Annotated in this window: 18 protein-coding genes and 2 pseudogenes; 10 read left to right on the forward strand and 10 right to left on the reverse strand. The window is 72.0% G+C overall.

Annotated elements, in window-relative coordinates:
- Positions 1 to 19 precede the first annotated feature (19 nt).
- The 4 genes from VIS07_13595 to VIS07_13610 all read right to left on the reverse strand — a co-directional run bounded on the left by VIS07_13595 (position 20) and on the right by VIS07_13610 (position 4,134).
- Positions 20 to 805: a DUF1573 domain-containing protein gene (locus VIS07_13595; protein ID HEY8516540.1), complete on the reverse strand. Its 786-nt coding sequence runs from the start codon at positions 803 to 805 to the stop codon at positions 20 to 22.
- Positions 806 to 816: 11 nt separating this feature from the next.
- Complete coding sequence (gene accC / locus VIS07_13600; GenBank protein ID HEY8516541.1) at positions 817 to 2,184, reverse strand: acetyl-CoA carboxylase biotin carboxylase subunit; 1,368 nt, start codon at positions 2,182 to 2,184, stop codon at positions 817 to 819.
- A 103-nt stretch (positions 2,185 to 2,287) separates the two neighbouring features.
- Positions 2,288 to 3,691 carry an SRPBCC family protein gene (locus tag VIS07_13605; protein HEY8516542.1) on the reverse strand — a complete coding sequence of 468 codons (1,404 nt, stop codon included), beginning with the start codon at positions 3,689 to 3,691 and terminating at the stop codon, positions 2,288 to 2,290.
- A gap of 11 nt (positions 3,692 to 3,702) precedes the next feature.
- A complete protein-coding gene (locus VIS07_13610; protein HEY8516543.1) occupies positions 3,703 to 4,134 on the reverse strand; it encodes a CBS domain-containing protein in 432 nt (143 codons plus the stop codon).
- A 168-nt stretch (positions 4,135 to 4,302) separates the two neighbouring features.
- Between VIS07_13610 and VIS07_13615 the strand changes: the two genes are divergently transcribed.
- Positions 4,303 to 4,557: a hypothetical protein gene (locus VIS07_13615; GenBank protein HEY8516544.1), complete on the forward strand. Its 255-nt coding sequence runs from the start codon at positions 4,303 to 4,305 to the stop codon at positions 4,555 to 4,557.
- Positions 4,558 to 4,617: 60 nt separating this feature from the next.
- Here the strand turns inward: VIS07_13615 and VIS07_13620 are convergent, their stop codons facing one another.
- On the reverse strand, positions 4,618 to 6,708 hold the full coding sequence (locus tag VIS07_13620) for an ATP-binding domain-containing protein (protein ID HEY8516545.1): 2,091 nt from the start codon (positions 6,706 to 6,708) through the stop codon (positions 4,618 to 4,620).
- Between the two features lie 269 nt (positions 6,709 to 6,977).
- Here VIS07_13620 and VIS07_13625 point away from each other — a divergent pair, with 269 nt between their 5' ends.
- From VIS07_13625 to VIS07_13650, 6 genes are all read left to right on the forward strand, one after another.
- On the forward strand, positions 6,978 to 7,700 hold the full coding sequence (locus VIS07_13625) for a hypothetical protein (GenBank protein HEY8516546.1): 723 nt from the start codon (positions 6,978 to 6,980) through the stop codon (positions 7,698 to 7,700).
- Between the two features lie 426 nt (positions 7,701 to 8,126).
- Positions 8,127 to 10,178 carry a PQQ-binding-like beta-propeller repeat protein gene (locus VIS07_13630; protein ID HEY8516547.1) on the forward strand — a complete coding sequence of 684 codons (2,052 nt, stop codon included), beginning with the start codon at positions 8,127 to 8,129 and terminating at the stop codon, positions 10,176 to 10,178.
- Positions 10,179 to 10,218: 40 nt separating this feature from the next.
- A complete protein-coding gene (locus VIS07_13635) occupies positions 10,219 to 11,838 on the forward strand; it encodes an aldo/keto reductase (GenBank protein HEY8516548.1) in 1,620 nt (539 codons plus the stop codon).
- Between the two features lie 132 nt (positions 11,839 to 11,970).
- Positions 11,971 to 12,387: a nucleoside diphosphate kinase regulator gene (gene rnk, locus VIS07_13640; GenBank protein ID HEY8516549.1), complete on the forward strand. Its 417-nt coding sequence runs from the start codon at positions 11,971 to 11,973 to the stop codon at positions 12,385 to 12,387.
- A gap of 18 nt (positions 12,388 to 12,405) precedes the next feature.
- Positions 12,406 to 13,299 carry a rod shape-determining protein gene (locus tag VIS07_13645; protein ID HEY8516550.1) on the forward strand — a complete coding sequence of 298 codons (894 nt, stop codon included), beginning with the start codon at positions 12,406 to 12,408 and terminating at the stop codon, positions 13,297 to 13,299.
- Between the two features lie 53 nt (positions 13,300 to 13,352).
- Complete coding sequence (locus VIS07_13650; GenBank protein ID HEY8516551.1) at positions 13,353 to 13,721, forward strand: hypothetical protein; 369 nt, start codon at positions 13,353 to 13,355, stop codon at positions 13,719 to 13,721.
- Between the two features lie 183 nt (positions 13,722 to 13,904).
- Here VIS07_13650 and VIS07_13655 read toward each other — a convergent pair.
- A pseudogene (locus tag VIS07_13655) lies at positions 13,905 to 14,054 on the reverse strand (hypothetical protein).
- 101 nt (positions 14,055 to 14,155) lie between these two features.
- Positions 14,156 to 14,320: pseudogene (locus tag VIS07_13660) on the reverse strand (3-ketoacyl-ACP reductase).
- A gap of 117 nt (positions 14,321 to 14,437) precedes the next feature.
- On the opposite strand from VIS07_13660, the gene VIS07_13665 reads away from it, so the two are divergent.
- From VIS07_13665 to VIS07_13675, 3 genes are all read left to right on the forward strand, one after another.
- A complete protein-coding gene (locus VIS07_13665) occupies positions 14,438 to 17,497 on the forward strand; it encodes a M1 family metallopeptidase (protein HEY8516552.1) in 3,060 nt (1,019 codons plus the stop codon).
- An 80-nt stretch (positions 17,498 to 17,577) separates the two neighbouring features.
- Complete coding sequence (locus VIS07_13670; GenBank protein HEY8516553.1) at positions 17,578 to 19,116, forward strand: hypothetical protein; 1,539 nt, start codon at positions 17,578 to 17,580, stop codon at positions 19,114 to 19,116.
- A 55-nt stretch (positions 19,117 to 19,171) separates the two neighbouring features.
- A complete protein-coding gene (locus VIS07_13675; protein ID HEY8516554.1) occupies positions 19,172 to 20,572 on the forward strand; it encodes a cobyric acid synthase in 1,401 nt (466 codons plus the stop codon).
- 134 nt (positions 20,573 to 20,706) lie between these two features.
- Here the strand turns inward: VIS07_13675 and VIS07_13680 are convergent, their stop codons facing one another.
- The 3 genes from VIS07_13680 to VIS07_13690 form a co-directional block, all read right to left on the reverse strand.
- Positions 20,707 to 21,867 (reverse strand): acetyl-CoA acetyltransferase, encoded by a 1,161-nt coding sequence (locus VIS07_13680; protein ID HEY8516555.1) that lies wholly within the window; start codon positions 21,865 to 21,867, stop codon positions 20,707 to 20,709.
- Complete coding sequence (locus VIS07_13685) at positions 21,864 to 23,267, reverse strand: OB-fold domain-containing protein (protein HEY8516556.1); 1,404 nt, start codon at positions 23,265 to 23,267, stop codon at positions 21,864 to 21,866. Before VIS07_13685 ends, VIS07_13680 begins: the two co-directional genes overlap by 4 nt.
- A gap of 91 nt (positions 23,268 to 23,358) precedes the next feature.
- A complete protein-coding gene (locus tag VIS07_13690) occupies positions 23,359 to 24,258 on the reverse strand; it encodes an alpha/beta hydrolase (GenBank protein HEY8516557.1) in 900 nt (299 codons plus the stop codon).
- Positions 24,259 to 24,293 lie beyond the last annotated feature (35 nt).

The raw sequence follows: 24,293 nt of genomic DNA on the forward strand, positions 1-24,293 counted from the left end.
TCGGCGCGCCGCGCCCGCGTCAGCGTGTGGCGCTGCTCCGCGCCGAGCGGGCGTAGATCGGCCGGCCCTCGATCGCGCCCAGCACCGGGATCGTCAGCTCCGGCTGCCGCGGGCTCGACGTGGTGATGACGATGCGGTCGTCGAACGCGCCCACCTGGCCGTTCGGCAGCAGCGTCACCCGCACGCGCAGGCCGTTCGTGCCGCCGTCGAGCGGCGAGGTCTGGATGGTGAAGCGCGGGCTGTCGGAGCGCACGCTCGTCACCTGCACGTCCGGCGGGAGCTGCACGTCGACGTGCCGGCTCACCACGGCGCCGACCGGCACGCGACCCAGGTAGAGCCGGTCGGGCTGCGCGCGGACGGGGGTCTGCACCGTGCCGCGCAGCTTCAGCGTGAGCTCGGGGCGCACCGGGTCGGAGCTCCGCACGCCGACCACCTTCACCTGCGGACCGGAGAGCCGGTAGGTGTCGAGCGTGACGTCGATGGCGGCCTCTTCGCCGGGCGCGAGGAACCTGTTCGAGGCGAGCACCGCCGTGCAGCCGCAGTCGCCCGAGACCGACTGGATCTCGATCACCTCGGGGCCGATGTTCTTGAGCCTGAAGACGTGGCGCACCGGCGGCCCGCTCTCGACCGCCCCGAAGTCGTACTGCTCCTCGAGCGCGAGGAGGTGCACGCCGCTCGGTGGCGGCAGGTACGTGCCCTGCGGCGACGACGTCGCGGCGCATCCCCCGAGCGCGAGCAGCGTCGCGATCGCCAGCGTGATCCGTGCCGTACCGCGGCCCTCCCTGGTCACGGTCCGCTTCCTCATCCCCCACCTCTTCAGGACGCGCACGCCGGCTGCAGCGTACGCTCTGCCAGCCATCCCTCCAGAAATCGCGTGTGCACGCGCCCCGCGAGGACGTCGCGGTCCTCGAGCAGCGCCGTGTGCATCGCAACGTTGGTCGTGATCCCTTCGATCTGCAACTCGGTCAGCGCCGAGCGCATGCGCGCGATCGCCTCGTTGCGGTCGCGGCCGTGCGCGATCACCTTCGCGACCAGCGAGTCGTAGTGCGGCGGCACGACCGCCCCGGCGTAGAGCGCGGTGTCGACCCGGATGCCCGGCCCGCCGGGCAGACGCAGCGCGCGCACCGTGCCCGGCGACGGCCGCATGGTGAACGGGTCCTCGGCGTTGATCCGGCACTCCATCGCGTGGCCGCGCAGGGCGACGTCGCGCTGGCGCAGCGACAGCGGCAGACCGGCGGCGGCGCGAATTCCTTCCTTGACGATGTCGATGCCGGTCACCGCCTCGGTCACCGGGTGCTCGACCTGCACGCGGGTGTTCATCTCGATGAAGTAGAAGGTGCCGCGCTCGTCGAGCAGGAACTCGACCGTGCCGACGTTGGTGTAGCCGATCGCGGCGGCGACGCGCAGCGCCGAGCGTCCCATGCGCGCGCGCAGACGGTCGTCGAGCGCGGGCGACGGCGACTCCTCGAGCACCTTCTGGTAGCGCCGCTGCAGCGAGCACTCGCGCTCGCCGAGGTGCACCGCGTTGCGCTGCTGGTCGGCGAGGATCTGGATTTCCACGTGGCGCGCGCGCTCGACGTACTTCTCGATGTAGATCTTCGGCTGGCCGAACGCCGCCTGCCCTTCGCTGCGCGCCGCGTCGATCGCGGCGGCGAGCCCTTGCGGATCGCGCACGATGCGCAGGCCGCGTCCGCCACCGCCGCCGGTCGCCTTGACCAGCACCGGGTAGCCGACCTCACGCGCGATCTTCTCCGCTTCCTCGAGCGTGCGCACCGAGCTCGGGCTGCCGGGCAGCACCGGCACGCCGGCGCGCCGCATGAAGCGTCGCGCGCGCGCCTTGTCGCCCATGAGCTTGATGTTGCGCACGCGCGGCCCGATGAACGCGAGCCCCGAGCGCATGCAGGCCTCGGCGAAGTCGCCGTTCTCCGAGAGGAAGCCGTAGCCCGGGTGCACCGCGTCGCAGCCGCGCGCTTCGGCCGCCGAGATCATCGCGCCGATGTTGAGGTAGCTGTGCTCCGAGGGCGGCGGACCGATGCAGATGCGCTCGTCGGCGAGCCGGACGTGCAGCGCCTCGCGGTCGGCGGTCGAGTAGACGGCCACCGTGCGGACGCCGAGCTCGCGGCAGGCGCGGATCACACGCACGGCGATCTCGCCCCTGTTCGCGATCAGCACCTTGCGAAACATCGGCTGCTCGAAGGTAGCGGACGCTCTGCAAGAGCAGCAAGCACGCCCGCGCGAAAGGCGCGGTCACGTCGACGAAGCGCCCGCGTTCGCGGCGAACGGCGCGTCACTCCGCGGCGAGCAGCTCCTCGCGCCGCACCGCGCGCCCGCCGACCGTCGTCTTGCCGGTCTCGAGCAGCGACTTGAAGCGCACGAGGTCGTCGTCCATCGCCTGCTTCGGATTGCTGCCGAGCAGCGACGCGACCGCGTGTCCGAGCGCGCCGCCCGGCGGGTTGTACGACATGCGGACGTGCATCGTCGTCGTGCCGTCGATCTTCTCGAAGCGGATCTCGCCCGCGTGCTCGACGACGCAGCCGGGGATGGTCTGCCAGGCGAGAAGCTGGTTCTCGACGTTGCGCGTGGTCTCGGTGACCCACTCGAGCGGGATCCCGGCGGGTCCGCTGACCTGCCAGCGCAGCCACCCGCCCTCGATCGGGACGACGGAGCGCACGTGCGACAGGAAGCGCGGCAGGTTGGTCGGATCGCTCCAGAGGCGGAACACCTGCTCGACGGGCGCCTTGATGTGGATCGTCTTCTGCACGTCGACCGCGCGGCGTCCCGCGCCGATGCCGGTCAGCTCGGCGAGCGCCTTGTTGGTCGCGGCGCGCAGCAGCAGCCCCGCGCCGCCGACGAGCGCGAGCGCGCCGCGCAGACCGTGCCGCGCCGCGGCGCCGATCAGCAGCAGCCCCGCGGCCGTGCCGGCGACGCGCACCGCGGGCGGCCAGTTGTGGCGCTGCCAGAACGATACTCGACGCCGACGGCGCGCTTCACCCTGCAGCGCGGAGATGCCGTCGGGGGCGACGTGCATCTCGAGCTCGTTGCGCACCGCGCGCACGCCGCGCACGCGCGCGACGGTCTCGAGCAGCCCCTCGACCTCGTCGCGCAGCACCGGACCGCGCAGGACGACGACGCCGTCCTCGACCTTCACCTCGATCGCGCCGGGGTGCGCCGCCGCGTACGGCAGATGCGAGCGCACGCGCTCGGCGAGCGTCGCGTCGGACACCGCCTCGGAGTCGCTCGCGTTCGCCACCATTCGCGCACGCGCCACCATGCCCTGCGCGCGGTTGCGCGCGTCCTTGCGTGCGGCGTCGATGACGCGCACGAGCTTGCGCTCGGAGTGGTGGAGGCCGTCGCGGACGCGCGCCCGGCGGCGCCGTCCGTGCTGCGCGTCGAAGAAGTACATGGCGGCGGCGCCGAGCGAGAACGCCGCCGTCAAGCCAAGACCGTGACCGAGCGCGCTGCCGCCGTCGTGCGACGAGGTGGACGACGCGCGCCGCGCAGGCAACCAGGTCGATGGATGCTGCGAGGCGAGCGAGCGGGTCGTCGCCGCGAGCCATCGCTGCGAGCGCTGCGCGCGCTCGGCGAGCTTCTCGCCCGCGCGCAGCGCGCCCTGCGCGGCGCCGCTCTTGCCGATCGTGCGTACGATCTCGCTGCCGACCTCGCGCGGCTTCCCTCCGAGCAGCGACGCCATGACCTTCTCCTTCAGCGCTTGGGCTCGGCCGGCGCCGAGACTTCCTCGAGCGTCTGGCCGATGCGCTCGGTGTCGCGCGTCCCGACCGCGAGGTCGCCGAGCGAAACGATGCCGACCAGTCGCTTCTTCGCGTTCAGCACCGGCAGCCGTCGCACCTGACGCTCCTCCATCAGACGCGCAGCCTCGTCGGTGTCCTGGGTCTCGAGGACGTAGACGATGTTGGGCGTCATGACGTCGCGCACCGGCGTGCCGGCGGCGTCGCGACCCTCGGCGACGGCGCGGATCGTGATGTCGCGGTCGGTCAGCATGCCGCACAGACGGTCGCCGTCGCAGACCGGGATCGCGCCGACGTCGAGCGAGCGCATCTTCATCGCCGCCTCGCGGATCACGTCGTCGGGTCCGACGACGTCGACGTCGGACGTCATCACCTGCTTGACTTGCATGGTTCGCCTCCCTTGCTGCAGCGGTTTGTAATCCGTGCCGTCGCGGCGCGGCGCTCGGTCGCGCCGTCGAGCGGAGCCGGCGGGCCGTCCGCCACACGGACCAGGGCAGCAAGTTCCGCACCCCGCGCGCTCCGGACCGTGGCATGCCGGGTGCACTGCGGCGTGCGCATGGCAGACGTGCTGGGCAGGCCGGTCGCGCTCGAGGGCATCGACGACGTCGAGGAGGCGCTGCGCGGCGAGGACTTCCCGATGGACAAGGAAGGCCTCGCCTACGCCGTCGGCGAGATCGAGATCAGCGACTCGAGCGGCCGGATCGTACCGGTGCGCTCGGTGCTCGACGTCATCGACCAGGAGCGCTTCGCGAGCGTCGAGGAAGCGGTGGCGGCGATCTGCGCCGCCGTGGACCGCGCGGCGCTGGATTGACGCCGAGAGAGTGAGCCGAGGGAGCGAGCCGCGGGCGCGCGCGGCCGTCGCGCGGCGCGCCTAGTCCCGCTCGCCGAGCAGCGCGCGCACCAGCGGCGACGGCGTCCCGACGCTCGTCAACCACAGCTGATGCACGGCACGCGTCGCGCCGACGTGCAGGCGACGGCGCGCGGCCGGCGTGTCGGGAAAGTGGCTCGCGCTCGTCTCGACCAGCACGACGTAGTCGAACTCGAGACCCTTCACCTGCTCGATCTCGGTCACCTCGACGCCCGGCGTGAAGCGGAAGTCCTGGTTCTCGACCTGCCGCACGCGCGGCACCTCGCCGTTCGCGAGCCCGGTCGCGTAGAGGCGGCTCAGCTCGCGCGTCGGAGTCAAGATCGCGACCGAGGCGAGCGGCTCGGCCTCCGCGAGCTCCTTCAGCGCGTCGGCGAGGTACGCGACGCAGGCGCCGTGCGCCGTGAAGCGCAGCAGCTCGACCGGCGGGCCGGAGCGCACCGTCACCGGCGGCTCCTCGTCCTCGCGCAGGTCGCCGAGCAGCTCGACCGCGAAGCGCGCGATCTCGGCGGTGCAGCGGTAGCTCACGCGCAGCGTGCTGACCTCGACGCCGGAGATGCCGAGCTGGCCGAGGAAATCCATCCACGACGTGAAGCCGCCCTCCTGCACGATGTGCTGCTGCGTGTCGCCGGCGAGCGTGATGCTGCCGTCCTTCGCGAGGCAGCCGAGCAGCACCTGCACCTCGAGCGGCGAGAAGTCCTGCACCTCGTCGATCGCGAGGTGGCGGTAGCGCAGAGGGCGTCCGCCGGGTCCCGGCAGCGGGCCGACGCGCAGCTGCCAGGCGCGCAGCAGGAGCGGTAGATCGGCCTCGTCGAGCTCGGCGCCGGACTCGAGATCGCCCGCGCGCCACCCGGCGAGCTCCTCGTTGCGCGAGCGGTTGTACGCGACGACGCGCGCGATGTCGTCCTTGCTGAAGGCGCCCGGCGCCTCGCGCTCGAAGACCTCCTCGAGCAGCTCCTGGTTCGCGAGCACGCTCGCCCAGTCGTCGAGCGCCTGCTCGGCGGCGCCGCGACCCGGAACGCGCTCGACCTGCTGCTCGAGCGCCTTGAGCATCGCGGGGTGGAACTTCATGCGCAGGACGGTCGCGGGCGTGATCTCGCGCACGTCGCGCGGCAGCAGCGGGAACAGACGCTGCACCTGATCGCGCGCCCACTCGCCGAACGTCCGCACCTGCACCTTGTTGACCTGCAGCGCCGGCAGGACGTGGCTCACGTAGTCGCGCAGCGCCGGCGAGAAGACGACCACCATGGTCTCGGACGAGTCGATCGCCGGGTCCTCGTAGGCGAGGTACGCGATGCGGTGCAGCGCGACCGTGGTCTTGCCGGAGCCGGCGGTGCCGCGGATCACCAGGAAGCCGCTCGCCGGACGCGTGATCAGGTCGAACTGATCGGGGTCGATCAGCCCGGCGATGTCGGCGAGGTGCTTGTCGGCCCGGCGCGCGAGCGTCGGCGGCTCCGAGCGCAGGTGGCCGTGCTCGTTCGGCTTCACGTCGTGCGCGCGCAGCGCGGCGCCGGCGCCGCCCGCGAGCCGCGGCGGCTCGCTCTCGACGCGACGCCAGCCGTCGGGTGCCTCCTCGTCGGCGCGGAACACGCCCTCGGGCGCCTCGACGCGCACCAGCTTGCCGTTGCGGATCGCGACCACGCGCCGCACGGCGACCTCGCCGCTGCGCGTGCGTCCGGCGATCTCCTCCTCGTACTCCTCGCCCTGGCGGTAGCGGTAGAAGATCTTCGAGATCGGCGCGTTGCGCCAGTCGACGATCGGCACGCCAGGCAGCATGCGTGGCGTCTTGCCGAGCAGGATGTCGTGCTCGACGCGGCCCTCGCGCAGGCGCAGGTGCGCGAAGTACGGCGACGCGAGCTCGACCTCCGGCGCGCGCTCGGTCGAGCGCAGCTTCTGGAGCAGCGCCGTCTGCCGGTCCCACTGCTGCAGGATGGCCGGCTGGTCCTCGGCCTTCGCCTCGCGGAGCTGGGCGCGCAGGTGCTCCAGCTCGCGCACGAGAGACTCCTCCTTCGGCGCCGACGCCGGCGCCGTCCCCGCGAGAAGCTCGTTCACGCGCTTCAGCAGCGCGAGCTCTTCCTCCACGACCTCGTGCGGCATCGTTTCACCCGAAAGGATTACAGCGTAGCGACCGCGCGCGGGTCATCAAACCGTCACGACCCGCGCTCGTTTCTTCAGCAGGAAACGTAGGCCCGTCCCGCAGCACCACCGTCGTCGCTCGCGAGCGGCCCTCGCCCGCCGGCTCTCGGCGGGCACGTCGCGGGAAGCAGACGTCCGCGTTCGGCCCCTCATTCGAAGGAGGACGTCGACGCCTTCCGCGCGCGCCAGCAGGGTTGCGGCGCGCGCCGCGCGACGCGACAGTCGTCGGCGTGCCGCAGCCGGGCGAGGAGGTCGTGCGCGAGATCGCCGCGCGCTGTCGCGCGTCGGGCATCGATCTCGCGCAAACGCTGAACGGCGCCTGGTACGACGCCGCGGTGCCGCCGGAGTACCGTCTGCCGGACGTCGGCCGACCGGGTCCGCTCGCGCTGCTGCTCGCGAGCACGCGCGCGTTCTGGCGCCCCTTCGTCGCGGCGCTACGCGCCGAGCCGGCGCGCCTCGAGCACGAGCATCCGCTCGACCGCTGGGTGGAAGACGTCGTGCGCGGCGCGCTCGCCGGGGTGAACGTCCGCCACGCGGTGCGCTTCGCGCACGATCCGCCGCCGCGCCGGGTCGCAATGCAGCGTCTCGCGCAGGTCTCGGGTCTCGCCTGGCTCGCGCCCGGCATGCTGTGCGTGCACCCGACCTACGGTCCGTGGATCGGGCTGCGCGCGGTGGTCGTGCTCGACCTCGAAGGACCGACCGGAGCGCCGCCCGCGATCACGCCGACCTGCGAGGACTGCGCGCACCGCTGCGCGCCGGCGCTCGAGCGCGCGCAGCGCCTCGCCGCCGAGGCGCCGCCGAACGATCCCGTGCCGCCGCTCTGGCGCGAGTGGCTCGCGGTGCGCGACGCGTGCCCCGTCGGGCGCGAGCACCGCTACCCCGAGGACATGGTGCGCTACGTCTATACAAAGAATCGCGACGTGCTGCGCGCCGCCGCGCGCGCCGCGGTCTGACCAGCGGGCGTCGCCCGAGAGCGACGTGGTCGTCCGGAGACTGCGCGCGCCGCGCGGCCGTCTGCCGACGCCGGTCGAGCAGCGCGCCGCGGCCTTCTCGGCGCGCGGCGCAGCGGGTCCGGGGCGCGCACGATCCGCTCGCCCCGTGCGCGCCGCCGCGTGTTCGACGCCGGGTTGCGTCCGTTCGCACCCCAACTCGAACCGTTCGCCCGTGGCGACGCGGGCGCCGCCGATGTCGCGATTGACACCTTCTCCGCGCCCGACGTAGGTGGAGGCGTTCGCTCGCGCGCATGCGCTTCTCGACCGGTGCAACCAGGCGAGCGGGCGTCCTCGCTCACCGCTCGTCCGGTTGAGCCAATTCTCCGGAGGGTTCCAAACGTGCTTCTACGCGTTTCAGCCATCGCTCTGGCGGCGGTGCTCGCCGCCGTGACATCCGCCGCCGCGCAGTCCGGGCTGCAGATCACGCCCGACGGCGCCCGCACGCTGATCAGCAAGGACGTCGGCGGCGAGCGCTGGTCGATCGTCCGTTCCGCCGAGACCGTCTCGGGCAACGTCTACTACCCCGACGGCGAGGACCCGAGCTTCGTCTGGTGCGAGCAGCTCGCCGAGTCCGACGGCGAGCTCTCGTTCGCGTGCTCCGGCGCCGAGCGCTGCACCGCCTCGCCGTGCACGCCCGACCAGTGGACGGAGATCGGCCAGGTGACGCTGCCCGAGTCGTTCTTCGAGCCCGAGGAGGGCGGCGACGAGGGCGAGGCGAGCGGCGCGCTCGCGCTGCGCGCGGTCGCCGCACCGCAGCAGGAGCAGCCGGGCTCGGGCGTGCAGATCACGCCCGACGGCGACAGCACGCTCGTCAACAAGGACCTCGAGGACGAGCGCTGGTCGATCGCCCGCTTCGACGACGGCGTGGTGACCGGCATCGTCTACCGCGGCGAGGGCCTCGAGCCGAGCTTCGTGTTCTGCGTGGAGACCGGCCGCAGCGGCGACGACATCGAGCTCGAGTGCGCGGGCGCGGACTCGTGCCGCCAGGGCCCGTGCACGCCCGAGCAGTGGACCGACCTCGGCGAGGTGAGCGTCCCCGAGTCGTTCTTCCTGCCGCCCGCGCCGCGCGAGATCACGCCCGAGAACGCGGCCCAGCTCGAGCTCGCGTGGGACTTCCCGACCGGCGGCGGCGTCACCGCCGGACCCGTCGTGACCGACGAGTTCGTCTACGTCGGCGCGTGGGACGCGAACCTCTACGCCCTCGACCCGCAGACCGGCGAGCTCAAGTGGTCGTTCGCGACCGCCGCCGGCGGCTTCGGCATCCAGGCCGGCGTGACGCTCGTCCCCGGCAGCGAGGACATCCTGATCGGCGACTCGCGCTCGAACGTGTACCGCCTGAACGGACGCACCGGCGACGTCGTCTGGCAGGTGCAGGTCGGCGATCCGACGGTGGACCACATCTGGTCCGCGGTGACGGTGGCCGACGGCCGCATCTTCGTCGGCATCGCGTCGCACACCGACAACCCCTGCACCAACGGTCGCACCGCGGCGCTCGACCTCGAGACCGGCGACCTGCTCTGGGAGCGCCAGAACGTTCCCGAGCGCGTCTGCCGCACCGACACCTCGATCACCTGCGAGGACTCGTCGGACTGCCCGGAGAACGGCGAGTGCGTCGAGGGCCGCGGCGCCGGCGTCACGGCGCAGCCGGCGGTGAGCGAGGACGGCCGCTGGGTCTACGTCAACAGCGTCGGCTGCTACACCTTCCCGTCGATCGGCGACTCCGACTCGATCATGAAGCTCGACGCCGCGACCGGCGCGACCGAGTGGATCAACCGCGTGCAGCCGCCCGAGCAGTTCGGCTACTGCGCGCAGGACACGGCGATCGACTGCGGCACCGACGCGATGTGCAACGGCAAGGGTCCGTGCCAGACGAAGGGCGCGTACCACGACTTCGGTTTCCTGAACGGTCCGCTGCTGCTCGACGTGCCGGACTCGCGCGGTCGGCTGCGCAAGCTGCTGGTCTCCGGCAGCAAGGACGGCACGCTGTACGCCTTCGAGGAGGCGACCGGCGAGATCGCCTGGACCAACGAGGTGCTGCCGACGCCGGTGTCGCCGGGCTTCGCGGGCTTCGGTCTGTTCAACGGCGCGATCGCCTACGAGAACGGCCGGATCTACGCGGCGCTCTTCGAGATGATCCCGCGCGCGAACCCGGCGCCGCCGCACCTGATGGCGTTCGACGTCCGCGACGGCAAGACGCTGTGGACCTCGGAGATCGGGCGCGCGTACGCGCACGTCGGCGTGAAGAACGACGTGCTCTTCACCGGCACCAACGACGTCCCGGACTTCTACGTCTACAACGCCGCGACCGGCGAGCGCCTGAAGACCCTCCAGCTCCCCGAGCCGACCTCGTCGCGCGCGGCGATCAAGGGCGACAGAGTCTACGTCGGCTACGGCATCGTCAGCCCGAACGGCGGGGTGCGCGCCTACCGGCTGCCGTAAACGGCTGGTGACGGCCGTGTAGCGGGAGTATGGTCGCGCGATGACGAGCTGCAGCGTCTGTGGAGGAGAGCGGTCCGTCGAGGTCGTGCGCGTCGCCTGGCCGGTGCGCCTGGCGCTGTTCGCGCTGACCTTCGCTCTCGTCGCCTTCGGCGTGGCGCCGCGGATGGTGCCGATGCTCGAGGGCGTGCGCCACGGCTTCTCGCCGGCGGTGCCGGCGGCGCTGCTCGCGCTCGTCGTCGCGCTCGCCGCCTTCGTCGCGGGCTTCCTGCGGCTACGCCGTCCGGTGTGTCGCCGCTGCGGCGCGACCGAGCCGAATTGGCTCTTGACGCCGGTCGCGTCGCGCGGCGCCGCCGCGCCGGCGGCGCCGGCAGGCGAGCCGGCGCTGGCGGACAGCGGGCGACGCAGCTTCCTCGCCACGGCCGGCGCGGTCGGCGCGAGCGGTGTCGCGACCGCGGTCGCCGGCGGCGCCGGCGTGCTGTTCACCAACGGACGCTGGCGACCGGTCGCGCGCGACATCTTCCTCGCCGACGTCGAGAAGACGGCGCCCGTGCAGCGTCCCGAGTGGGCCGGCTCGCGCGTCAAGAGCTACCGGCGCCTCGGACGCACGAACGCGATGGTGTCCGACATCTCGCTCGGCTCGGGCCAGATCAAGGACAAGGAGGTCGCGGTGCGCGCGATCGAGCGCGGCGTCAATTACTTCGACACCGCACCCGACTACTCGCACCACACCTCGGAGCTCATCCTCGGTGAGGCGATCCGCGAGACCGGCGGTCGCGACAAGATGTTCCTCGCGACCAAGTTCTGCACCGCGGAAGGACACCTGCCCGACGACACGCCGGTGCCGGAGATCATCCGCGCGGTCGAGGGCAGCCTGAAGCGGCTGCAGACCGACTACGTCGACCTGATCCACATCCACTCGTGCGACCGCGTCGAGCGGCTGCTCGCGCCGAACTTCCACGAGGCCTTCGATCGCCTGAAGGAGCAGGGCAAGGCGCGCTTCCTCGGCGTCTCGACCCACACGCCGCGCCTCGAGGAGGTCGCGCGCGCGGCGATCGACTCGAACCGCTTCGACGTCATGATGCTCGCCTACCACCACGGCCTCTGGCCGCAGATCGGCGAGATCATCGACGAGGCGCACGCCAAGGACATCGGCGTCGTCGCGATGAAGACGCTCAAGGGCGCGAAGGCGGCGAACATCCCCGGCATGAAGGAGGACGCGGTCGCGTACTCGCAGGCCGCCTTCCGCTGGGTGCTGTCGAACCCATCGGTGTCGTGTCTCGTGGTGTCGTTCTCGAAGCTCGAGCACTGCGACGAGTACCTCTACGCGTCCGGCACGCAGCTCACCGACCGCGACCAGGCGCTGCTCGAGCGCTACGACCGCCTCGCGAGCGCCGACTACTGCCGGCCGCACTGCGGTCTCTGTCTCGGCTCGTGCCCGAACGGCCTGCCGATCGACACCGTGCTCCGCTACGACATGTACTACGCGGACTATGGCCGCACCGAGATCGCGCGCGAGAAGTACGCGAAGCTCGTGCGCGCCGGGCTCGACGCCGGGCGCTGCCTCACCTGCCCCGCGCCCTGCTCCGGCGCGTGTCCGTGGGAGCTGCCGATCCGCGCCAAGATGGTGCGCGCGCACGAGCGGCTGACGATCGAGGTCTGAGCGAGGCTCGGGGCGGCGGGCCACGGCGATCGCGTCGGGGCCGGCAGCGCCCGAGGTCCGGGTGGGCGGGGGCACGACCGTGGGATCCCCGCCTTTGAATCCTGCTTCAGCAGGACTTATCCTCCCTTCATCATGAGCACCGAGCGACACATCATGGTGACCGAGCCGGATCTCCTCCGGCTGAGCCGGCTCATTGCGGGCCAGGCGAACGGCCGCAACGTCCGCGAGTGCGACGAGCTCGAGACCGAGCTCAGTCGCGCCGATGTCGTCGCTCCGACCGAGATCCCGCCCGACGTCGTGACGATGAACTCGCGCGCGCGCTTCGTCGACGAGGACACGGGCGAGGAGATGGAGCTCACGCTGGTCTACCCGCGCGACGCCGATCTGTCGCGCGGGCGCGTCTCGGTGCTCGCGCCGGTGGGTGCGGCGCTGCTCGGGCTCTCCGTCGGCCAGTCGATCGAGTGGCCGCTGCCGCGCGGTGGTACGCGACGGCTGCGCGTGTCGGCGGTCGTCTACCAGCCGGAAGCGGCCGGCGACTACCACCTCTAGTCGAGCGGGCGAGATGACGTGATCTCGCCCTACGTCGCCCTCGATCTCGGCTGCCACACGGCGCGCGCCTGCGCGCTCAGCGACGAGCGGGTGGTCGCCTGCCGCGTGCACCGTCCGGGCGACGAGCGCTGCCCGCTGCTGGCCGGCGTCGTGGTCGACGTGCCGGCGGCGGGCGAGCTGGTCGCCGACGTCCTGCACCGCGTCCGTCGCTTCACGCTCGGCGGCTGGCGCGCGGTGGTGTGCGCGCCGAGCGACGCGAGCGACGCCGAGCGCTGCGCGCTGCTCGCCGCGCTGGAGCGCGCCGGCGCGCACCCGGTCGCCGTCCTGCCCGAGCCGCTCGCGGCGGCCGTCGGCGCCGGGCTCGAGCCCGAGCGCTGGGCGCAGCTCGTGGTCGACGTCGGGCACGGCGTCACCGACGTCGGCGTGCTGCGATCAGCGGAGCTGATCGCGTCCTATGCGATGCGCTTTGCGTGTGGCGCCGTTCAGGACGCGGTGCGCGACGCCGTCGCCGACCGCGTCGGGCTGCGGATCCACGCCGCCGACGCCGAGGCGCTGTGCAAGCGGCTCGCGGAGCTGCGCGCGGCGGGAAATCGACCGGTCCGGGTGACGCAAGGTCGTGACGAGACCGTCGCTGCCGGGACGATCGTCGCGGCCGCCGACGAGGCGATCGAAACCATCGCGCGCTTCGTCGGCCGCTCGGTGCGCGACCTGCCGCACGAGGTCGCCTGCGAGGTGATCGAGAGCGGCATCACGCTGACCGGCGGCGGCGCCTGCCTCGACGGCCTCGGGGAGCGCGTCGCCGCGGCGACCGGCATCGCGGTGCGCGTCGTGCCGCAGCCGCAGTCGGCGGTGATTTTCGGCGCGCGCACCCTCGCCCGCGGGCTGCGCGAGGTGGGCTGGTCGGAGCTCTGAGCGTCCCGCCCTGCTCTCGACAGTCCGTTCCAAATTGGGATATGAGGCGCGCCATGCGCAAAAACTGGACGCTGCCCAAGGTCGGAGCTGCGGTCGCCGCGACGTGGCTCGGTGTGGTGCTGGCGGGTGGGGCACATGCGGAGAAGGACCTCACGCAGAGCCCCGAGTGGCCAGCGCCGTACATCTACACCGTGCCGTACTGCGTGGTCGCGATCCACAAGGATCCGAACTTCATCAACCTGATGGATCCGAATCGGGAGATCTCCGAAGCGGCGCTCGCCTTCGCCTACAAGGAGCCCCCGCCGGTGAAGGTCGGCGACCTCGTGACCATCACGCCGGCGACCAAGACGAAGTCCGGGCAGCCCGAGTTCGCGGTCTTCAAGGCGCAGGACCCGAGCTGCAAGAAGTTCATCGGCGAGTGACCGACGCGTGAGGTGGCGGCGCGCGACGCGCACCTCGCGCGTCGTGCCGCCGTCGTCGGTGCCAGGCGGGAGCCCGAGCACCCAGCCGCTGCCGCCGGGATCGATGCACCAGCCGCCGGCGGCGTGCGTCCCGCCGTCGACGTGCAGCGTGACCCCGGTCACGTAGCTCGCGAGGTCTGACGCCAGGAACACGGCGGGCCGGCGCCCCCGGCCGGCTCCGCGGCCACCCGAGCGGCACACCACGTACGCGTGCCGCGCGTGGGCCGTTTCGGACCCCATCGCCCGCAGGCCCTCGGTGAGGCAGACGTCGGGCGCGATGGCGTTCACCCGCACGCGGTGCGCGCGAGCTCGAGCGTCATCGAGCGGGTGAAGCCCGCCTGGGCAACCTGGTCCAGATCGCGGACGTCGGTTGTCATCGCTACAGCCTCGAGCCCGCTTCCTGGATCCTCGCGCCGTCTCCTCGCTGCGTTCGAGCGAAGCTCCGCGACCACCACGCGCACGCCCTGCTCGGCGAACGGCGGGGCGATCCCCTTGCCAATCCCAGCGTCCCCACCGGCGACCAGCGCGCGCCCCGCAAGGAGCGCAGCCTGGTTTCGCATGGCCGTAGTCTTGCGCTGGAGCCTTCGTCGCGGCAAGGAAACGCGACAGGCGGGGCTCGTGCGTCACCGGGCGCGGTGCGCCCGGGCACGGCAGCCGCCATCTTCAGGAGATCCTCGTTGAAGCAACAGAGCAGCAAGGCGAAGAAGGCCTCGGGGGCCACCAAGGCCCGCAAGGGTGCCGCCGCCAAGAGGACGCGCGCCGCCAAGCCCGCCGCAGCGCGTCGTCGCGCCGCTTCGGCGGGAAAGAGTCGGCCGGCGACCAAGAAGACGGCGCAGGCCGCGAAGAGCACGCCGGCCAAGAAGCGCCCGGCTGCGGCACCCACCGGACGGGCATCGACCTCCGGCAAGGCCGCCAAGTCGACGTCGCGCCCGCGCCCCTCGCGCGCCAAGGCCGCCGGCAAGAAGGCCCGCAAGACCAAGGCACGGGCGCTCCTGAAACCGACCACCGACGCCGCCTTCCGTCTGCCGCGCGACGTCAAGCCGATCCGCTACCACGTCCACATCCTGCCGGACCTCGTGCGGGCGAACTTCCGCGGCGAGGTGATGATCGAGCTCGAGCTCAAGCATCAGCGGCCGTCGATCGAGCTGCACGCGGCCGACATCACCATCGATCACGCCGAGATCGCGCCGCGCGACGGCAAGCCGCAAAAGCCGCCGAAGCCGATGGTGCCGGGCGCGAAGCCGGTCGGACCGCCGATCAACCAGGTGGCGGTCGCGATCGTGCCGCACGGCGCGCGCGAGACCGTCGAGGTGAAGTTCTTGCGTCCGGTCGGTCCGGGCAAGTACGCGCTGAGCCTCGCCTACCACGGCAACCTGCAGGAGCGTCTGCGCGGCCTGTACATGGCCCGCGTCGGCGACCAGCGCTACGCCTTCACCCAGCTCGAGGCGGCCGACGCCCGCCGCTTCTTCCCGTGCTTCGACGAGCCGGATCTGAAGGCGCGCTTCACCTTCTCCGTCACCGCGCGCGCCGGCTTGACGGTGATCTCCAACAACCCGCTCGAGCGCAGCGTCAACAACACCAACGGCACGACGACCTTCCACTTCAAGACGACGCCGCCGCTCTCGACGTACCTCTGCGCGCTCGCCGTCGGCGAGCTCGAGGGCTCGCAGGTGCGCTACGCGGGCAAGGTGCCGATCCGGGTCTGGCACGTCCCGGGCAAGCGTCACCTGACCGGCTTCGCGCTCGAGGCGGCGGTCGAGACGCTCACGCGCCTCGAGAAGTACTTCGGCCTGCCCTACCCGTACGAGAAGCTCGACCTGGTCGCGGTGCCGGACTTCGAGGCCGGCGCGATGGAGAACGCGGGCGCCGTGTTCTTCCGCGAGACGCTGCTGCTCGTCGACCCGGCGACCATCTCGCTCGCCGAGAAGAAGCGCGTCGCCGAGGTGATCGCGCACGAGCTCGCGCACATGTGGTTCGGCAACCTCGTCACCATGAAGTGGTGGGACGACCTCTGGCTGAACGAGGCGTTCGCCACCTGGATGGCGTTCAAGATCGTCGACGAGTGGAAGCCCGAGTGGCGGATGTGGAACAACTTCGAGCCGCATCGCGCCGCGGCGCTCGCGCTCGACGCGCTCGCCAACACGCACCCGATCTACGCCGAGGTCGAGAACGCGGCGCAGGCAACCGAGAACTTCGACGCCATCACCTACGAGAAGGGCGCCTCGGTCGTGCGCATGGTCGAGCACTACCTCGGCCCACAGAAGTTCCGCGCCGGCGTGCAGGCCTACATCCGCGATCATCGTGAGGGCAACGCGGTCGCGGCCGACCTGTGGAACGCGCTCGAGAAAGCGTCCGGTCAGCCGGTCGCGCAGATCGTGCGCGCCTGGGTGCGCCAGGCGGGCTTCCCGCTGGTCAGCTTCGAGCGCGACGAGGAGGCGAAGCCCGCGTCGCTCGTCGTCAAGCAAGAGCGCTTCAAGGCGAGCCCGACGACCAAGTTCCCCGAGGGCGGCGCGTCCGCGTGGCCGCTGCCGATGGTCGTCAAGTTCGCCGGCACGGGCGGACGTGGCCCGCGCGTCGAGCGCTTCCTGATCAAGCGCGCGAAGGAGCGCATCCCGGTGCCGGGCGGCAAGCACGTGCCGTGGTTCTACGGCAACGTCGGCGAGGGCGGCTTCTACCGCGTGCTGCACGACCCCGAGACGCTTTCGGCGCTCGCGAACGAGCTCGCGACGGCGCTCACCCCGGTCGAGCGCATGGGGCTCGTCGGCCACCAGTGGGCGATCGTGCGCTCGGGCCGCGCGCGCATCGCGAGCTTCCTCGATCTCGTCGGCGCGATGGGCAACGAGACCGACTACGAGGTGCTCGACTCGCTCGCCGCGCCGCTCTCCTTCATCGAGGATCAGGTCGTCGAGGGCGCCGGGGCGGACACCCGCAAGCCGTTCATCGACTGGATCGCCGAGGTCTTCCGCCCCGCGTGGCAGGAGCTCGGCTGGGACGCCGCGCCGACCGACGACGACGAGCGCAAGCTGCGTCGCGGCTCGCTGCTGCGTCTGGTCGGCCTGCTCGGCGAGGATCCCGAGGTCGCCAGCGAGGCGGTGCCGCGCTTCCTGCGCTACCTGCAGGACCGCTCGAGCGTCGAGCCGAATCTCGTCGACCCGCTGATCGCGATCGTCGCCCGCGACGGCGACGAGGAGCGCTTCGAGCGCATGCGTCGCGCGGTCGCCGAGGCGCGCACGCCGCAGGAGAGCCGGCGCTTCCAGCTCGCGCTCGGCGACTTCCGCGATCCGGAGCTCGCGCGGCGCGCCGCCGAGCTGACGCTGACGCCCGAGATCCCGACCCAGGACGTCGGCTTCCTGCTGATTCGGCTGCTTGGCAACCGCGCCGCACGCGAGATCACCTGGCGCTTCATCAAGGAGAACTGGGCCGTGCTGGTGAAGCGGCTGCCCCCGATGATGGTGTCGCGGGTGATCGAGGCCACCGCGTCGCTGCAAACGCGCGAGCATCGCAAGGAGGTCGCGATGTTCTTCCGCGCGCACCCCGTCGAGACGGCGACGCGGGCGCTCAAGCTCGCCCTCGAGCGCTTCGACATCAACGAGGAGCTGCGGCGGCGGGCCGGTCGCGACCTGCGCGCCTGGCTGGTCGCGCGCGGCGTGGTGTTCGAGCCGTCGCCCGAGCCCGCGCCGGGCGCGTCGCCGGAGCCGGCGCAGGCGCCCGGGACGGACGCGCCGGTCGTCGGCTAGCCGTCGGATAAAGATTCGCCGGACGTCGTCCGGGCGGCGCAGGGCTAGCGTCCCGCCGTCCGGGCGGCTATGGCGATGCAATGAGCACCCAGGGCAGTCCGGCTCCGGCGGACGTCAACGCGTGGTGCCGGAAGCTCGAGATCCCCACACCTGATCTCGCGCGCGTCAAGCATCATCCGCAGGCGAACACCTACGGGCTGCTCGTCGTGGCGCTGCTCGAGCGCGGCGCGCCGATGACGCTCGCCGAGGTCGCCGAGCGCTTCGCGGAGGTCGGCATCGCCACGCGCGACGAGGCGCTGCGCTCGCTCACGCGCTGCAAGCCGGCGCGGCCTCCCGTCTACCGCGACGGCGACCACTACACCCTCGACGTGCACCACCACGAGCTCGACGACTGGGTGATCCGCTACGGCCTGAACCCGCTCTTCGAGGATCCGCTGCCGGGCGAGGACATCGCCCTCGCGTGGCCGCCGGGACCGCAGGAGGCGCTCACGCGGTCCGAGCTCGAGACGGCGTGGAAGCGTGGCATCCCGTCGTCGTTCCCGGCGCTGCGCGTCGCGGTCGCGATCCTCGACGCGCACGGCGGCTCGCTGCCCGCCGACGACGTCGTCGCCTTCGCGACGAAGTTCACGGGCGGCTCCCAGCTCTCGCGCGCGTCGGCCGCGCGCTGGCACAAGGACGCTCCGGTGCAGGAGACCGCGGAGGGACGCTGGGTGCTCGACGCCGCGCACCCCATCGTCCCCGATACGCGCCAGGCGGTGCGCAGCCGCGCCGAGCGCGAGCGCAAGTGGGCCGTGTACCACCCGGACCGCGCGACGCTCGCCGCGCGCTGGAACGAGATCGAGCGCATCCGCATCGCGAGCGCGCTCGAGCTCGCGCGGCTGCGGCGCGTCGTCGTGCACGCGTTTCCGACCTCGGCGCCGCAGGCCGTCGTGCTGATCGACGTCGCGGACCGAGGGATCGAGACCGTCGTCGCGGGCGACGACGAGGCGTGGCTCGAGCGCGTCCGCCAGCGGCTCGCGAGCTACGACGTGATCATCGGCCTCGACGTGCGCGCGCTGCTGCGCGGTCTCGGCTTCGACGCCGGCGAGCGTCGCGTCGTCGACCTCACCCCGCCGCAGAAGTCGATGCGGCTCAACCGCCGCGGCCGCACGCTGCGCATCACGACCGCGATGCTGGTGTGGGGCTCGTGCGGCATCTCGCGTCCGCTCGCCGATCCCGCGAAGCTTCGCGGCTACCTGCGCAAGCACGATCGCTCGCGGCTTCTCCGCCGTCTCGTCGCCGACGCGAAGTCGCTGTTCTGGCTCTACGAGTACGGCCGTCTGCACGGTCGCGTGCGGCTGCGCTGGGGCTTCCGCGACGTCGTGTTCACCGCGCCGTGGGTCGACCCCGACGAGACGCGCCTCTCCGACCTCTGCCGTCTCGCGATCGCCCTGCCCGCAGCGCTCGAGGTGGTCGCGGGCAGCGCACCCGGTTGGAGCGAGCCGTGGTCGCGCAAGCGTCGCTGTCAGGTGCAGCGCTACTCGCACGGCTTCTTGCTGAGCGACGAGGACGGTCGCGTCATCGACCAGCGCGACGTCCAGCTCGCGCGGCTCGAGACCATCGAGCGCACGCTGCACTGACGCGCGCCGCGCGCGGCAAGATCCCGCGGGAAGCATCGAAGCATCGACGAGATCCGTGTCCCGCACACCGATCATGATCCTCGGCTGCACGAGCGACGCCGGGAAGTCCTTTCTCGCGACCGCGCTCTGCCGCCACCTCGCGAACTGCGGCGTACGCGTCGCGCCGTTCAAGGCGCAGAACATGAGCAACAACGCCGCCGTGACGCCGGATGGCGGCGAGATCGGGCGCGCCCAGCACCTGCAAGCGCTCGCGGCGCGCGTCACGCCCGACGTGCGGATGAACCCGATCCTGCTCAAGCCCAGCGCCGACACGGCGAGCCACGTGATCGTGCTCGGACGCTACGACGAGCGCGCGACGCGCATGCCGTGGCTCGAGCGCCGCTCGTACCTCTGGCCCATCGTGCAGCGCGCACTGCGCGAGCTCCTCGCCGAGCACGAGCAGCTGGTCGTCGAGGGCGCCGGCAGCCCGGCCGAGGTCAACCTGCGGCAGAGCGACATCGTCAACATGGCGGTCGCGCTCGAGTGCAATGCCGACGTCTACCTCGTCTCCGACATCGACCGCGGCGGCTCGTTCGCGCACCTGCTGGGCACCTGGATGTGCTTGACGGAGGACGAGCGCGCGCTCGTGCGCGGCTTCGTCCTCAACCGCTTCCGCGGCGATCCGACGCTGCTCGGCGACGCACCCGCGTGGCTCGAGCGCCAGACCGGCGTGCCCGTGGTCGCGACGGTGCCGTACGTGCGCCACGTCCTGCCCGAGGAAGACGCCTTCCGCCACGCGGCGCACTTCGCGCCGGGGCAGGTGAACGTCGCCCTCGTCCTCTACCCGTGGGCCAGCAACCTCGAGGAGTTCGATCCGCTCGTGCACGAGCACGGCGTGCGCGTCGTTCCCGTGCAGCGGGCGACCGCGCTCGAAGCGTTCGACGCGGTGCTGCTCCCCGGCAGCAAGAACACCGCGGCGAGCCTGCGCCACCTACGGGAGAGCGGGCTCGGCGAGCGCGTCGTGCGCGCGGCGCGAGCCGGTCGTCCGGTGCTCGGCATCTGCGGCGGCCTGCAGATCCTCGGCCGCACGCTCGCCGACCCGCACGGACTCGAGGAGGGCGGCGACGCGGAAGGGCTCGGGTTGCTCGAGCTGCGCACCGAGCTCGCGCCCGACAAGATCGCGCGCTGGACGGAGGTCGCGTGGCGCGGCGGCACGCTGCGCGGCTACGAGATCCGCCACGGCCGCAGCGAGCCGCTCACGCCCGGCGTCGTCGAGTGGCTGCCGGACGGGCTCGGCTTCGCGCAGGGCAACGTGCGCGGCGCATACCTGCACGGTCTGTTCGCCGACACGCGCTTTCGCCAGGCCTTCCTCGAGGAGCTCGGCTGGCGCGGCGAGACGCGCGACTGGGAGGCGACGCTCGACGCGGAGCTCGACCGCGTCGCGGACGTCGTCGCGGCGTCCGGCTGGCGCGTGTGACGGGCGGGGCGTGTCGCGCGCGGCCACGAACGAGCGTGCCGCGCGCGACGCGGTCACGTCGCTCGACCCCGTGCGACAGCGGAGCTCGGGAAAAGGCGTCGGCCGCCAGGTTTTCGACGACGATCTTCGCTCGCTCAGCTGTCCTGCCGACCCAGCACCACGACGCACGACACCGCGCCCGGGCCGCCGACGTTGTGCGCGAGCCCGATTTCCGGATCCTTGACTTGACGCTCGCCGCAGTTGCCGCGCAGCTGCTGCACGCACTCGTAGATCATGCGCACGCCGGAGGCGCCGATCGGGTGGCCGAACGACTTGAGGCCGCCCGAGGGGTTGATCGGCAGGTCGCCGTCGACCCGCGTGCGGCCTTCCTCGACCCACTTGCCGCCCTCGCCCTTCTTCGCGAAGCCGAGGTCCTCGATGTTCGAGATCTCGGTCCAGGTGAAGCAGTCGTGCACCTCGGCGAAGTCGACGTCGGACGGCTGGATGCCGGCCTGCTCGTACGCCAGCCGCGCCGCGGCCTGCGTCGAGCGGAAGCCGACGTAGTCGAACGTCGGGTCGAAGTACGGGCGTCCGGTCGCGACCGCGAGCGCGGCGCCCTTCACCAGCACGTAGTCGTCGCGGAAGCGCTTCGCGATGTCGGCGCGGCAGAGGATCGCCGCGGCGCCGCCGTCGGTGGTCGGGCAGCAGTCGAAGAGCCCGAACGGCCACGCGATCATCGGCGCGTTCAGCACCTGCTCGACGGTGACCTCCATCTTGAGGTGCGAGAGCGGGTTGCGCGCGCCGTTCCAGTGGTTCTTGACGGCGACCTTGGCGAGCGTCTCGCGGGTCAGACCGAACTCGTGCATGTAGCGGTTCGCCGCGAGCGCAAAGAGTCCCGGCGCGGTGTTGCCCTTGGCGAGGATCTGGTGGCCGACGCGCGGGATGCCGCGCCCGGGACGGTCCTTCAGCTTCTCCGAGCCGACGACCAGCACGATGTCGTGCTGCCCCGACGCGATCGCGAGGCACGCGTTGCGGAAGGCGTCGGTGCCGGTCGCGCAGAAGTTCTCGACGCGCGTCACCGGGCGGTCGTAGAGCCGTAGCGGATCGGCGAGCGAGATCCCCGCCTTGCCGCCCTGCGCGTGCGGCAGGTACGTGCCGACGTACGCCGCGTCGATCTCGCTCGGGTCGATGTTCGCGTCCGCGTAGGCCTGGAACGCGGCCTCGCAGACCTGGTCCTCGTACGTCATGTCGTAGAGGTCGCCGAACTTCGTGCAGCCGACGCCGATCACGGCGACCTTGTCGCGAATCGAGTTCATAGCGGGCGCGCCTTCCAGAAGTAGTTGTAGTTCTCGCCACCGGCGTGCAGCCGGCGGAAGGTGAGCTCGACCGGGGCGCCGATCTTCACCTCGTCGCTCGTGCAGTCGGTCATCTGGACGTAGACGCGGCCGCCGCCTTCGAGGTCGACCACCGCCATGCCGAGCGGGTGGTCGAGGTTCGCCGCCAGATGGTCCACCGTGTAGGTGAAGATCGTGCCCTTCTTGTTGAGCTTGACGGGCTCGAGCCCCTCGCGCGCCTTGCACTGCAGGCAGACGCGCGCCATCGGGTACTGCACGAGACCGCATGCGCCGCAGCGCGTCCCGTAGAGCCGCGTGTCCTGCTGCAGCTCGCGCGCCTCGAGCACGTTGCTGACGAGCTCGACTGGCGTCTCGTCCTGGCCGAGGATGCGGCGGTACTTGAGGTACTTCTCGTAGCTCGGCAGCGCCAGCGTGCGCTCGAGCGCCTGCTCGACGCCGGGCCGCACCGAGCCCGCGCCGACGCCGTCCGTGGCGCGCAGCAGCAGCGCCTCCGCGCCCTCGCCGTACGCCGCGACGACGATGTCGTCGCCAGGCTTCGCCCGCTCGACGGCACCCGCGAGCTGCAGCAGCGGATCGGGCGAGCCGGTGACGCCGATCCGCGGGATGAGCGTCGGCACGAGACACGTCTTCGCGTCGACGCCGACCTCCTTCGCGAGCTGCTGCGCGGTGCGCGCGTCGGGCGTGCCGATCGCGAGCGCGGCGAGGTCGCCCGTGCCGACGCCCTGCTCGTTCATCACCCGCGACACGACCTCCGCCATGTCGCGCAGGTAGCCGTGCGTCACCGAGAAGCGGACGTCCTGCGTCTGCACGCCGCGGCTCTCGTTGCTGCGCCACTGGAAGGTGAACTCCTCGGCCACCGCCGCCGCGGCGACGAACTCCGCGAGCCGCGGCTTGCCGTCGACCACCACCGCGACCGCGGCGTCGCCGAGCACGCCCTCGAGGTCGCTCTCGGGCTCGGCCGGCCGGCAGTCGGACGCGACCACCAGGACGCGGCGGGCCTGCCCGCTCTGCACGGCGCGCACCGCGGCCGACAGCGCCGCGAGCCCGGCGCGCACCGAGCCCGCGAAGTCCGCGGTGATGATCGCGCGCGGCAGGTCGCACGCGGTCGCGACCACGCTCGCCACCTGCTTCTCGCGGTACGGCGACGAGGTCGAGGCGAAGAACAGCCCGTCGATCTGCAGCGGGTCGAAGTCCTCGAGGCAGCGGTGCGCGGCGGCGACGGCGAGCGTCAGCGCGTCCTCGTCGTAGAACGCGACCGCCTTCTCACCCGGCGGCTGCTTGTTGCCCCAGGCCTTGGCGAGGAGCGAGCGGTCGAGTCGCGAGCGCGGGACGTAGATCCCGATCGAGCTGATTCCCACCATGGTCGAGCGTGTCCTCGTGCGAGACGTCCGCCGGGGCGGCGGACCGGTGACCCGGAATCGCTACCATCCGCGCCCAGGCCGCGCGACCGAATCACACCCCGAAGAACTCGCGCGCGAGCGGCAGGAAGACGTCGAGCCGGTCGTGGTGCACCCAGTGCCCGGCGCCCTCGACGTTCACCACGCGCGCGTTCTGGAAGGCCTCGGCGCGGCCGTCCTTCGACGGATCGCTCGCCCAGGACTCGGTGCCGCGCACGAGCAGCGTCGGGCAGGTGATCCGCCCCCAGATGTTGCGCGCGTCGGTGACGTTGAACAGGTAGGGCGACACCGCGCGCGTGAAGTTGTCGAACTTCCAGCGGTACGAGCCGTCCTCCTCGCGCTGCGCGCCGTGGATCGTCAGGTGGCGCGCCTGCTCCTCGGTGAGGCGCGGGTTCGCCTCGCGCATGCGCGCGACGGCCTCGTCGAGGGTCGCGTAGTAGCGCGGCCGGCGACGCGCGAGCGACTGCATCTCGCGCACCCAGTGCAGCATGCGATCGGCGGCGGGCGTGTCCTTGAACGACGCGATCATGTCGGGCGACGGCCCGAGCCCCTCGATCGCGATCACCTTCGCGACCCGGTCGGGGTAGATGCCGGAGTAGTGCAGCGCGATCGAGCCGCCGAGCGAGTGCCCGATGATGTGCACCGGGAAGCGATCGATCACCTTGAGGAGCTGCGCGACGTCGAGCACGTAGTCGATCAGCGAGTAGATCGAGCCGACCGCCCACTCGGAGTCGCCGTGCCCGCGCAGGTCGGGCGCGACGACGTGGAAGTCGCGCCGCAGGTCCGCCGCGACCCAGTCCCAGCTCCGCGCGTGGTCGCGGCCACCGTGGATCAGCAACAAAAGCGGCTTGTGCTCGTTCCCCCAGTCGAGGTAGTGCAGCTTCAGGCGCTGCGAGATGTAGATGCGCGAGATCGGTCCGAGAAAGTCGGCTCCGGCTCGTTCGTCGACAGGCATGCGCCGGGGTGTATCACGGGTCGCCCGCGAGCGGC

This window comes from Candidatus Binatia bacterium (genome assembly GCA_036563615.1).
GTDB lineage: Bacteria > Desulfobacterota > Binatia > UBA12015 > UBA12015 > DATCMB01.